This is a genomic window from Nocardia puris (assembly GCF_036051655.1).
Classification (GTDB): domain Bacteria; phylum Actinomycetota; class Actinomycetes; order Mycobacteriales; family Mycobacteriaceae; genus Nocardia; species Nocardia puris.
The window spans coordinates 1,075,933-1,087,900 of sequence record NZ_CP107943.1 but is presented as its reverse complement, the minus strand read 5'-3'; the positions used below and the strand labels follow the sequence as shown (position 1 = coordinate 1,087,900).

Below are 11,968 nucleotides of genomic sequence, written 5' to 3'. Positions count from 1 at the left end.
CCTCGTCGCCGGACCCGCGCGCGGAGTGTTCGCCCGCGGTGGTCAGATCTTCGGTTCGTACGGATTGTGTTCAGCCATCAGCTTTTCCAGCCGCGCCGCGTCGATGCGGTGGGTGGTGGAGTTGGCCTCGTGCTGGTCGCGGACCACCTTGGCCAGGGTGAAGCTGCTGGTCACCAGGAACAACACGGACATCGCCATGAAGCCGCGCTGCCACACGTCCAGTGGGAGATAGAAGATGCCGACGCCCGCCCCGAACAAGCTGACGCCGAACGCGATCGCGGCCTGCGCCACGTATGCCGAGGTGCTTTTCGGCGAGGCGTTTGGAGTGCTCATGGTCATCGAGTGTGCTCGAGCGGGCGGTCCGGCGACCGTGTAGGAATACTCGAGGCGCGTGGGTATTTGCCGCGCGCCGAACTGTGATCCCTACCCGGTCGCCCCGCGTGGCCCGCCGCCAACGCGTCCGGCTGTCGGCGCGGACCGCCATACTGTTCGGGTGCTCGAGAAGGCCGACACTCTGACGAAGCTGCGCGCCCGCGTGGCTGTCGTGGTGCGCCGCGCCGAGGACATCATCGACCTGAACTACGTCGGCCTGGTGGTCGCTACGGTGTTCTTCGCCCTGTCGGTGACGCCGTCGCTGGTGCCGCGCGACTGGCTGTTCCAAGGTCTGATCTCGGGGATCAACGCCGCGCTCGGCTACGGCCTCGGCTGTCTGGTGGAGTGGGGGTTCCGCTCGCTGGTGCGGCCGCGCTGGACCATTCCCGCGCCGCCGACCTGGGTGCGGTACGCAGTGAAATCGGCGCTGCTGTTCACGGCGGCGCTCACGGCCGCGCTGATGCTGGTGCAGTCGGCGCGCTGGCAGCGCGAGATCACCGCACTGATGGGGATGGAGGGCACCACCACCCCCGCCTACCTGCGCACCGGGTTCCTGAGCCTGGCGGTCGCGGCGGCCGTGGTGGCCGCCTACCGCACGCTGCGCGAGATCATCCTGTTCCTGGCGCGCCAGCTCAACCGGCGGATGAAGGTGCCGCGCGAGCTCGCGCCCACCGCGGGCGCGCTGGTGCTGGTGGTGCTGGCGGTGACGCTGTTCAACGGTGTCGCGTCGCGGGCGTTCACCGCGGTGGCCAACTCGGCGTTCAGCGTGCGCAACGACCACACCTCGCCCAACGCCGTGCAGCCGCAGCAGCCGGAGCGCTCCGGCAGCCCGCAGTCGCTGGCGGCGTGGGAAACCCTTGGCTTCGAGGGCCGCTGGTTCGTCTCGACCGGGCCCACGGCCAGCCGCATCGAAGCGGTCACCGGGCGCACCGCGCGCGAACCCATCCGCGCGTACGTGGGGTTGGAGTCCGCGCGCAACGACCAGGAGCAGTCCGCGCTGGCCGTGGAGGAACTGGAGCGCGCCGGCGCCTTCGAACGCCAGGTGATGGTGGTGGTCACCACCACGGGCACCGGCTGGGTGAATTCCCTTGCGGCGGGCGCGATCGAGTACATGTACGGCGGCGACACCGCGATCGTCGCGAGCCAGTACTCGTACCTGCCGAGCGTGCTGTCGTTCCTGTCCGACCGGGAGAAGGCGGCCGCGGCGGGGCGCGAGCTGTTCGACGCGGTGTACGCGCACTGGTCGCTGCGGCCCGCCGACTCGCGCCCGAGGCTGTTCGTGTACGGCGAGAGCCTGGGTTCGCAGGGATCCGAAGCCGCGTTCGAGGGACTGGCCGATCTGCGGGAGAAGGTGGACGGCGCGCTGTGGGTGGGGCCGCCGAATTCGAATCGCCTGTGGAAGCAGTTCGTTTCGCGCCGCGACCCGGGCTCGCGCGAGGTGCAGCCGATCTACGCCGACGGGCTGGTGGTCCGATTCGCCGCCGAGGCGGCCGATCTCGCGGTGCCGGGGCCGGAGTGGCGGGCGCCGCGCATCGCCTACCTCATGCACCCGTCCGACCCGATCGTCTGGTGGTCGCCGGATCTCATCTTCTCCCAACCGGATTGGCTGTCCGAGCCGCGCGGATCGGACGTGTCGTCGCAGATGCGCTGGGCTCCGTTCGTCACGTTCTGGCAGGTGACGGCCGATCTCACCAACGCCCAAGGGGTTTCCGACGGCCACGGCCACCGCTACGGCAGCCTGGTGCTCGACGGGTGGGCCGCCATCACCGAACCCCCCGACTGGAATGCCGAACTGGCCGAACGCATCCGGGTCAACCTGGAGTTGGCGGAGGAGCAGGAGCGGGAGACCAAGTGAGGGGGAGCGGTCGCTTCGTCGACGCGGCTGTCGCGTGCGCGCTTCCGCTGCTGTGGAGCAATGTGGTCCTGCCGAGGCTGGGGATGGATCATCGGGGGCGCACGGCGGCCAACGTGGTGTTTGCGAGTGGGTACGCGGCGGTTCTCGGTGGGCGGCCGCGGTGGTGGTCATCGCGCGGGGCGCGCGCGGGTGCGCTGGCCGGTGCGGTGGTCTTCGCCGGTTACGGTGCGGCGCTGGCGATTCCGTCGGTGCGTGCGCGGTTGGGGGAGTTGTCGGGGCGCGATCAGGATGTGAGCACCGCCGAATGGGTGCTGGTGCACATCCCGTTCGGCACGGTGTACAGCGAGGAGTTGATCTTCCGCGCCACCTTGGAACCGTTGCTGGACAACGCTTTTCCCAAGGCAGGCCCACTGCTGGGCGCTGCCGCCTTCGGCCTGTGGCACATCCACCCCGCCCGCGCCGGCGGCGACAGCGTTCCGGCGACGGTGCTCGTCACGGCCGGTGGTGGTGTGCTGTTCGGAGAACTCCGCCGCCGCACCGGGAGCGCGACCGCCCCGGCGCTGCTGCACTGGGCGTTCAACGCGGGCGGGGTGCTGGTCACGCACGTGGCGGCGGCGTTGGGGTCCACCACGCCGGTCCGTGGGCGGGAATTATCGAGCGTGAATGGTGTTGGCTCGGGGCATGAAACTCGATGATTCGGCGCGCGCTCTGATCGGCGCCGGCGCGGATGCGACTTTGGTGACGCTCAATCCCGACGGCAGCCCGCAAGTCAGCCTGGTGTGGGTGGGTTTGCGTACGAACGACGACGGTGACGACGAACTCTTGGTCGGGCACCTCGGCGAGTACAAGAAGGTCCGCAATGTGCGCCGCGACCCTCGCGTCGCCGTCACCGTCGTCTCCCGCGAGCGCGGCGAACTCATGACCCCATACCTCGCCGTCACCGGCACGGCCTACGTCACCGAGGGCGGCGGCCCGGAACTCCTCGCCGAACTCGCCGAAACCCTGGCCGCCCCCGGCATCGACTTCCCGCCCGCCGACGCCCCACCCGGCCTCATCACCCACGTCCGCATCGAGAAGGTCGGCGGCATCGGACCCTGGGCGGAGTGAGCGAGTCGCGCGGTGCCGGGCAGCGTGTCCCGTGATCGAGGTCGGGGATCGGGCGGGCGGACTCACGGCCGAAGAGCCGGCCCGTCGTGACCGTCGCGGGGATTGTGTGGCGACGTGCGGGGCGGTCGGCGCGGGAACGGAGTCGGACGGTCTCGGTACCCTCGGCGGCGTGGGACGACGAGCGGTGGTGGACCCGGCGGAGATGCGGGCGGCGGTGGCGGCGGTGAGCGCGTGGTTGCGCGACGAGACGGTGCCCGAGCCGGCGCGCACCGAGCTGGCGGCGGCCGTGCGCACCACCGCCCGCACCCTCGCCGCCACCGCGCCCGGCCATTCGGTGGAGGTGCGCGTCCCGCCATTCGTCGCGGTTCAATGCGTGGCAGGCCCCCGCCACACCCGCGGCACCCCACCCAACGTCGTCGAAACCGACCCGCGCACCTGGCTTCTCCTCGCCACCGGCCTGCTCGACTTCGACACCGCCGCCACCTCCGGCGCCCTCACCGCCTCGGGCATCCGTGCCGCCGAAGTCGCCCACTGGCTCCCCATCGCCCGCGCCGACTGAACTCGCGGCAACCGATTCGTCCCCACCGCAACGGGTGTCGCCCAGGAGCCGCGGCTCGACGTACGACCGCGCTCCGACGTGGATTCAGGTGGTCGCGCGGTTCACGCGGTGCAGGCCTTTGTAGTCGTAGTAGCGGGTGATGATCGCGCCGAAGGCGAGGCCGACGAACAGGCCGAACAACGTCATCCAGAAGCCGCGCGTGAGGCCGGCGGACCAGTTGCCGTCGAAGTACAGGATGGAGCGCACGGCGAGGAACACTTGGTGCATGGGCTCGAATTCGGCGAGCCAGGCCACCGAGCGCGGGGTCGCCTCGATCGGCACCGTGCCGCCGGAGGAGGGCAGGCCCAGCACGATGAACAGGATGAGGTTCACCAGCAGCCCGGCCGACCCGATCGCGGCCAGCACCGACAGACCGGTGAAGCCGACGGCGAGGATCGCGAACGCGCTGTAGAGGAACAGCCCCAGCGGCTGGTCCACCGGCATCCCCAGAGCCTTCGCCACCAGCAGATAGACCAGCGAGGCGACAACCGCCAGCACCGCCATCACGCCCCATTTGATGAGCAGGGTTTTGAAGCGCGAGATCGGCGTCGGCGGGAAATGCACGTACCAGGGCCCGTATTCGGTGGGCGTGAACCCGAGCGCGGAATCGACCATGGTGTGAATCGTCATCGAGCCGACCACGCCGATCAGCAACAGGAGCAGGGCGTAGAAGAACGCGGTGAGCCCGGCACCGGTCCCGGCGGGCAGCGGCCGGTATTCCTCCGCCACCAGATGCACGGGACCGGCCAGCGTGAGCCGCGTGGCCCCGGACAGTTCGGGCGCGGGTCCGCCGTCGGGCGGGGCGAGTTGCGCGGTGACCTGTTCGGTGAGCTGCTGCCCGACGCGTTCATTGATCTGCGGGAACGCCTGCGCGGTGATGCGATTGACGATCGCGGTAGCGAAAGCGCCGGTGCGCGGGTTGGTTTGGAAGGTGAGGATCGGCCGTTCGATATCTCCGGGCACCACGCTGCCCACGCCGAGAATCCCCAGCCGCTTGCTGAAATCGCCCGGGATGATGATCGCGCCGTAGACCGCGCCGGTCTGCATCTGCCGCTGCGCCTCGGTGATTCCGAGCACACGCAGGTCGATCTTGTCGGCGGGCACCGCTTCGCGCAAACCCGCCGCGACCTCCTCGCCGAAGTTGACGCGCTGCTCCTGGCCGGGCTGACCGAGTGTCTCGCCCACGTCCTGGTTCACCAGGGCGATGGGGAAGTGGTGCAGGTTCTTCTCGGGATCGGCCACGTAGACCAGGTACATGTAGCCGAGCAGGGCGGCGAGCAGGGCCAGCACCGCGAGCGGTGGGCCGCCGAGTCGCAGGTAACCGGGCACGCTGCGCGCCGGTGTGTCCGAATCGTCCCCGCTCACGCTCCGCGTTGTGACCACGATCGCACGGTACCGCCGCGACCGTGCTCGCGCGGGGGATCGACACGGGAGATTGCTGCCGGTATGCGGAGGTCGTGATCGGGATCGGCCGCGCACCCGTAGAATGACGTGTGCCCCCAGCCCGCCCTAACAGGGAGCAAACGGTGACCAACGTCGAACCACCCGTCGACAGCCTCGCAGCCACCCCCGACCAGGACGAGAACGAGCCACGCGAGGAGTGTGGCGTGTTCGGTGTCTGGGCACCGAGCGAAGACGTGGCCAAGCTCACCTATTACGGGCTGTATGCCCTCCAGCACAGAGGCCAGGAGGCGGCGGGCATCGCGGTCTCCGACGGCCAGCAGATCCTGGTGTTCAAGGATCTGGGCTTGGTCTCCCAGGTGTTCGATGAGCAGACGCTGGCCGCCATGCCCGGCCACATCGCCGTCGGGCACTGTCGCTACTCCACCACCGGCGGGGTCACCTGGGAGAACGCCCAGCCGATCTTCCGCACCACCGCCGTCGGCTCCGGACTGGCGTTGGGCCACAACGGCAATCTGGTCAACACCGCCGAATTGGCAAGTCGCGCACGGGAACTCGGCCTGATCGGCAACCCCGTGCAGGGCGGGCGGCCGCAGCCGGTCGGGGCCACCTCCGACTCGGACGTGATGACCGCGCTGCTCGCGCACGGCGCCGCCGACTCCAGCATCGAACAGGCCGCCATGCAGCTGCTGCCGCAGCTGAAGGGCGCGTTCTGCCTGACCTTCATGGACGAGCACACCCTCTACGCCGCGCGCGACCCGCACGGCGTGCGTCCGCTGTGCCTGGGCAGGCTCGAGCGTGGCTGGGTTGTTGCCAGTGAGACCGCCGCCCTCGACATCGTCGGCGCGTCGTTCGTGCGCGAGATCGAGCCGGGCGAACTGCTGGCGATCGACGCCGACGGGGTGCGCTCGATGCGTTTCGCCAACCCCGAGCCCAAGGGCTGCGTCTTCGAGTACGTCTACTTGGCGCGCCCCGACTCCACCATCTCCGGTCGCTCGGTGCACGCCACCCGCGTCGACATCGGGCGCAGGCTCGCCGATGAGCATCCGGTCGAGGCCGATCTGGTGATCCCCGTGCCCGAATCGGGCACGCCCGCGGCGGTCGGCTACGCGCAGGGCTCGGGTGTGCCCTACGGGCAGGGCCTGATGAAGAACGCCTACGTGGGCCGCACCTTCATCCAGCCGAGCCAGACCATCCGTCAGCTCGGCATCCGGTTGAAGCTCAATCCGTTGCGCGAGGTGATCCGCGGCAAGCGGCTCATCGTGGTGGACGACTCCATCGTGCGCGGCAACACCCAGCGCGCCCTGGTGCGCATGCTGCGCGAGGCGGGCGCCATCGAGATCCACGTGCGCATCGCCTCGCCGCCGGTCAAGTGGCCCTGCTTCTACGGCATCGACTTCGCCTCGCGCGCGGAGCTGATCGCCAACGGCGCGGGCGCCGACGACGACTACGCCGACATGGTCGAGAACGTGCGCCGCTCCATCGGCGCCGACTCCCTCGGCTACATCTCCACCGAGGGCATGATCGCCGCCACCGAACAGCCCCGCACCCGCCTGTGCTGCGCCTGCTTCGACGGCAACTACCCGATCCCCCTCCCCACCGAAGCCGCCATCGGCAAGAACGTTCTGGAAGGAATGCTCAGCGGCCGCCCGGAAGCGGCCCTGCTGGCGGAGAATGCCAACGCCAGCGCACTGAGTCGGCCGTAGACGATCTTCCTGTCACAGCCGGCGACTGATCTCGTTGAGCACATCGGTAACTCGCCGGGTACGTCCAGAACCCGGCCATGCCACCAGCTGTCGGCCCGACGATCACCTTGTGTGGCTCTCACGACCGGCGAAAATCCCGGGGAGGCGGGGAAGCTAAGCTAGGTTGAGCTGGCCAACATCCGCCCGATCGGTTTGGAGCTTTCCCCGACAATGACTGAACAGACCCCCACTGGTGGTGCTTCGTACGCCGCGGCAGGCGTGGATATCGAGGCGGGTGACCGCGCGGTCGAGTTGTTCGGGCCATTGGCGAAGAAAGCCACCCGTCCCGAGGTGCAGGGTGGGCTGGGCGGATTCGCCGGCCTGTTCGCGCTGAAGGGCGGCTACAAGGAGCCGCTGCTGGCCGCTTCCACCGACGGTGTGGGCACCAAGATCGCGGTCGCCCAGGCCATGGACAAGCACGACACGGTCGGCCTGGATCTGGTCGCGATGGTCGTCGACGATCTCGTGGTGTGCGGCGCGGAGCCGCTGTTCCTCCAGGACTACATCGCCATCGGCAAGGTCGTCCCGGAGAAGGTGGCCGAACTGGTGTCCGGCATCGCCGAGGGTTGCGTGCGTGCCGGTTGCGCGCTGCTGGGCGGCGAGACCGCCGAGCACCCCGGCCTGATGGACCCCGACGACTACGACCTCTCCGCCACCGGCGTGGGCGTGGTGGAGGCCGACGCGGTGCTCGGCCCCGACCGGGTGCGCCCGGGCGACGTGGTGATCGCGATGGGCTCGTCGGGCCTGCACTCCAACGGATACAGCCTGGCCCGCAAGGTGCTGCTCGACATCGACCGCATGTCGCTCACCGGCCACGTGGAGGAGTTCGGCCGCACCCTCGGCGAGGAGCTGCTCGAACCCACCCGCATCTACGCCAAGGACTGCCTGGCGCTGATCGCCGAGACCGACGTGCGCACCTTCTCCCACGTCACCGGCGGCGGCCTGGCCGCCAACCTGGCCCGCGTCATCCCGGCCGGCCTGGTGGCCGAACTGGACCGCGGCACCTGGAACCCCGCGCCGGTGTTCAAGATGATCGCCCAGCGCGGCCGGGTGGAGCGCCCCGAGATGGAGAAGACGTTCAACATGGGCGTCGGCATGGTCGCCGTCGTCGCCCCCGAGGACGTGGACCGCGCGCTGGCGGTGCTGACCGCTCGGCACATCGAGTGCTGGACGCTGGGCACGGTGAAGAAGGCCAAGGACAGCGACGCCGTGCGCGCCGTACTCCTGGGCGAACACCCCCGCTTCTAGGGGTTGGGAACAGACGACGACAGCGTCCGCATCGTGAGTGATGCGGACGCTGTTCTTCGTGTACAGCAAGCCGTCAGAGGCGTTGCTACCGGTGACAACGTTGTAAGGGGGAGGCCGGGTGGCCTCCCCCTTACAACGTGTCTATGTCCGGGTCAGCGGCGCCAATCGTCGTCGTAGTCGTCGTCCCAGCGGGAGCGGGACTCGTCCGCGTCGTGCTCATCGGACAGCAGCCCACCGCCACTGTGGCTGGGGCTTCCCGAGAGCTCACGCTGAAGGCTCGCGAAGTCGGTCGCGGGGGAGCTGTACTTCAGCTCGCGTGCGACCTTGGTCTGCTTTGCCTTAGCCCGGCCACGGCCCATGGCTGACCCCCTCGCGTCACTGCGGGGCGGCCTGGGGTGTGTTGGCGGCCCCGTTCGAATTAATACTCTTCCTGACAGACACTTTAGCGTGTGTCCGGCGGTCGCGCTTCCAGGAGTGGGGGAAGATCTCCCGAACGGACGCCGTTTGCCCGGTCTTCGCCGTGTGTGCTGTCTCCTACAGTATGCCGGGAATCGCCCGGATCACCCCTACCCTGGCACCGCCGCCCAGCACCGGCGGAGCCGCCAGCTCGGTGTGGACATCGGTCCAGTCCACCCCCATCGCGTGCAGAATCGCCAGCGTCAGGGGCATGCGGGCGCGGTCGTGGCCGTCATCGATCTTGTACGCGAAGGCCCGCCCGTCGGGCAGCGCCCCGGCGTGCACGCCGTCGGCGCCGATTTTGCACACCAGTCCGGGGGTCGCCGACATGGTGAGCAGATCGGGTGCGTCCGTGCCCGAAATCACTCGCGGATGGGCGCGGATGGCGTCGGCGACCCGGCGCGGCGGGCTGCCCGGCTCCGCCGTGGCCATGGTGGCGAAGGCGCGGGCGAGGTTGACCAGCGAGACCGGGATGATCGGCAATCCGCAGCCGTCGATCCCCAGATCGGTCTCGGGTTCGCCGGTGATCTCGGTGACGGTCGAGATCACCGCCTTCTGCAGCGGGTGGCCCTCGTCCAGGTAGCCCTCGGTGGGCCAGCCGTTGACGGCGCAGGTGGCCAGCATCGCCGCGTGCTTGCCGGAGCAGTTCATGTAGATCCGGCGGGCGCCGTCGGCGCGGATCGCCGCGGCCCTGGCCCGCTCCTCGAACGGCAGGTCGGGCGGACAGGCCAGGTCGTGTTCGGTGAACCCGAAGCGCTCCAGCAGCCGGCGCACCAGCGCGACGTGGTCGGACTCGCCGTAATGCGAGGCGGTGACGATGGCGAGTTCGGCGTCGTCGACGGGTTCGAAGCCGTTGCGCAGCAGGGTGATCGCCTGCATGGGTTTGTTGGTGGAGCGCGGGTAGATCGGCAGGTGCACCTCGCCGAGCTGGTGGGTGGGTTCGCCGTCGGCGCCGAGCACCACCAGCGATCCGCGGTGCACGCATTCGCGGAAGCCGGAACGGACCACTTCGACCAGTTCGACGCTCATCGGGCGGCTCCTGTCGTGGTGCCCGCCGTGGCGGCGGGCGTGGCGGGCGATCTGCTTGCGGATATCGTCGGACACGGTGGGCTCGACGTCCGGCAAACGGGTCAGCCGGTCCATATCGGCGCCGGTGAAGACGTCGCGAACGGTGATGCCGTGCGCGGGTTCGTACACCACTTCGACGGGATCGCCGGCCCCGATGGCGCCCTCCTCGAGCACGCGGAAATAGCAGCCGGTGTCGCTGCGCAGGGTGAACCGTTTGACCCACTGGGCCGCACCCGACCAGTGCTGGAACGTGGCGCACGGCACGCGCGGCGCGCTCACCTCGAGCAGGGTGTCGCCGATGCGCCAGTGCGCGCCGAGCACGGCGTCACTGACCGGGAGCCCGGTGAGGCGCAGATTCTCCCCGAACCAGCCCGCGGGCAGCTCGCGGCCGAGTTCGCCGGCCCAGCGGCGCGCGTCCTCCTCGGCATAGGCGTAGACGGCTTGGTGCGTGCCGCCGTGGTGCGCGGTGTCGCACACGTGATCGCCCGCGAGACCGAGCGTGCCCACCCGCACCCGACCGGGCACCGGCCGCTTGTCGATGGCGGTGCGGCCGACGCGACCCGGTACTTCGAGCTCGGCGTGGACCACGCACACCGCCAGCACGCGGGGATCGGTCATCGGCGCTCCTCTTTCAGCTCGTGTGACATGGGGAAAGACCGCATCGCGGTGCCGCAGCGGCCGGAGGGGCGTGGTGCGATGCGCCCGCACTGCGCTGACTCTGTGCATGCGAGTCCGGGTCATGCTCGGGAGCCACAACGAAGGGCCCCGCGATGGACATCGCGGCCGTCGAGTGTGAACGCGTCCCGCCCGCCACTTGTCGACGACACCAGGGTGAACCCGGTTCGCGTTCAGCGCTTGCCACGAGGCGCCCGCCGACGACGGTCGTGCGATACGCCCGCGCCGAGAGCGTTTCGGGCCGTAGGGCGCCCGCGTTCAACGCCCGCGCAGCCGGTCGACGGCGAGGCGGCCGGCTTGGGGCGCGTCGTCCACCGGCACCGAATCCGGATCGATGGCGGCGGCGCTGGGCCCCGCGACGAGTTCGGTTTCGGTGGGGACCGTGCGTTTGATCAGGGCGAGGGCGATGGGGCCGAGTTCGTAGTGGTCGATGACGGTGCCGAGCCGCCCGACGGTGCGCCCGCCCGCGGTGACGTCGTCGCCGGTGGCGGGGCGGTCGTCGGCGGACCCGTCGAGGTGCAGCAGCACGAGCTTGCGCGGCGGCTTGCCGAGGTTGTGCACGCGGGCGACCGTCTCCTGCCCGCGATAGCACCCCTTGTCCAGGTGCACGGCGCCGCGTTCGGCGGGGCCGCCGATCCAGCGGACCTCGTGCGGGATGGTGCGCTCGTCGGTGTCGAGCCCGATGCGCGGGCGCAGGGCCGCGACCCGCAGCGCCTCGAAGGCCCACAGCCCGGCCGGTTCCGCACCGGCCGCGGTGAGCTTGGTCCACCAGTCCCCGAGCCGATCGCGCGGGACGACCAGATCGTAGGAATCCTCGGTCGGCCACGGCATCCGCCGCAGGAAACCGCCGCCGGGCAGCGGCACCGCCGCGTACACCTCGGGCAGCTCCGCGACGCCGAGCGCGTCGGTGAGGTCGGCCACGCCGGGGCCGAGCAGGCTGAGGACGGCGTGGTCGGTGGCCTCGCGCGGCTGGGCGTCGGCCCAGAAGACCATCTTGCGCAGGAAGTCGAGCAGCGCGGGCCCGCGCTCGGGCTCGGTGTCGATCCACACCGTGCCGTCCAGATCGGTGAGCACGAAGTGGTGCTGCACGCGGCCGTTGAGATCGAGGTCCAGGTTCTCGGCGGTGCGCCCGTCGCCCAGGTTCGCGATGTGCTGGCTGGTGATGGTGTGCAACCAGCTCAGCCGCTCGGCGCCGGTGATGGCCAGGACGTACCGGTTCGAGCGATCCACCACCGCCACCCGCTCGGCGGCGGCCCGCTGTTCACCGAACGGATCGCCGTGGTGCCAGGCGACCGTGGCGTCGGGGGAGCCGGGTTGACCCGGCACGGCGCCGGGAGCGGAGAGGAGGGGGCTGGGTGTATCGACCGAGGACACACATCCACTGTAGGCGCGCCGCGGATCGGGCGCCCAGGGCGGGCTCGTGTGGTGCCCGGGACAAACACG

General features: G+C 70.1%; 11 protein-coding genes and 1 pseudogene. 6 read left to right on the top strand and 6 right to left on the bottom strand.

Annotated elements, in window-relative coordinates:
* Positions 1 to 42 precede the first annotated feature (42 nt).
* Positions 43 to 333, bottom strand: a complete 291-nt coding sequence (locus OHB21_RS04570; RefSeq protein ID WP_067505091.1) for a YiaA/YiaB family inner membrane protein — start codon at positions 331 to 333, stop codon at positions 43 to 45.
* A 160-nt stretch (positions 334 to 493) separates the two neighbouring features.
* Here OHB21_RS04570 and OHB21_RS04565 point away from each other — a divergent pair, with 160 nt between their 5' ends.
* From OHB21_RS04565 to OHB21_RS04550, 4 genes are all read left to right on the top strand, one after another.
* On the top strand, positions 494 to 2,227 hold the full coding sequence (locus tag OHB21_RS04565; protein WP_067504854.1) for an alpha/beta hydrolase: 1,734 nt from the start codon (positions 494 to 496) through the stop codon (positions 2,225 to 2,227).
* A complete protein-coding gene (locus OHB21_RS04560) occupies positions 2,224 to 2,922 on the top strand; it encodes a CPBP family intramembrane glutamic endopeptidase (protein WP_067504851.1) in 699 nt (232 codons plus the stop codon). The genes OHB21_RS04565 and OHB21_RS04560 overlap by 4 nt, the downstream gene beginning before the upstream one ends.
* Entirely contained in the window at positions 2,909 to 3,334 is a 426-nt protein-coding gene (locus OHB21_RS04555; protein WP_067504847.1) for a TIGR03618 family F420-dependent PPOX class oxidoreductase, read from the top strand. Before OHB21_RS04560 ends, OHB21_RS04555 begins: the two co-directional genes overlap by 14 nt.
* A gap of 169 nt (positions 3,335 to 3,503) precedes the next feature.
* Positions 3,504 to 3,893 carry a sterol carrier family protein gene (locus OHB21_RS04550; RefSeq protein ID WP_407675158.1) on the top strand — a complete coding sequence of 130 codons (390 nt, stop codon included), beginning with the start codon at positions 3,504 to 3,506 and terminating at the stop codon, positions 3,891 to 3,893.
* Between the two features lie 84 nt (positions 3,894 to 3,977).
* On the opposite strand, the gene OHB21_RS04545 is transcribed toward OHB21_RS04550, so the two are convergent.
* Positions 3,978 to 5,249: a YhgE/Pip domain-containing protein gene (locus OHB21_RS04545; protein WP_195125397.1), complete on the bottom strand. Its 1,272-nt coding sequence runs from the start codon at positions 5,247 to 5,249 to the stop codon at positions 3,978 to 3,980.
* Positions 5,250 to 5,458: 209 nt separating this feature from the next.
* On the opposite strand from OHB21_RS04545, the gene purF reads away from it, so the two are divergent.
* A complete protein-coding gene (gene purF, locus OHB21_RS04540) occupies positions 5,459 to 7,039 on the top strand; it encodes an amidophosphoribosyltransferase (protein ID WP_067504844.1) in 1,581 nt (526 codons plus the stop codon).
* A 210-nt stretch (positions 7,040 to 7,249) separates the two neighbouring features.
* Complete coding sequence (gene purM, locus OHB21_RS04535; RefSeq protein WP_195125307.1) at positions 7,250 to 8,326, top strand: phosphoribosylformylglycinamidine cyclo-ligase; 1,077 nt, start codon at positions 7,250 to 7,252, stop codon at positions 8,324 to 8,326.
* 152 nt (positions 8,327 to 8,478) lie between these two features.
* Here purM and OHB21_RS04530 read toward each other — a convergent pair whose 3' ends face one another.
* From OHB21_RS04530 to ygfZ, 4 genes and pseudogenes are all read right to left on the bottom strand, one after another.
* On the bottom strand, positions 8,479 to 8,685 hold the full coding sequence (locus tag OHB21_RS04530) for a DUF3073 domain-containing protein (RefSeq protein WP_067504838.1): 207 nt from the start codon (positions 8,683 to 8,685) through the stop codon (positions 8,479 to 8,481).
* Positions 8,686 to 8,860: 175 nt separating this feature from the next.
* Complete coding sequence (locus OHB21_RS04525) at positions 8,861 to 9,811, bottom strand: asparaginase (RefSeq protein ID WP_067504835.1); 951 nt, start codon at positions 9,809 to 9,811, stop codon at positions 8,861 to 8,863.
* A gap of 45 nt (positions 9,812 to 9,856) precedes the next feature.
* A pseudogene (locus tag OHB21_RS04520) lies at positions 9,857 to 10,468 on the bottom strand (MOSC domain-containing protein); the annotation flags it as partial.
* Between the two features lie 315 nt (positions 10,469 to 10,783).
* A complete protein-coding gene (ygfZ, locus tag OHB21_RS04515) occupies positions 10,784 to 11,899 on the bottom strand; it encodes a CAF17-like 4Fe-4S cluster assembly/insertion protein YgfZ (protein ID WP_067504829.1) in 1,116 nt (371 codons plus the stop codon).
* Positions 11,900 to 11,968 lie beyond the last annotated feature (69 nt).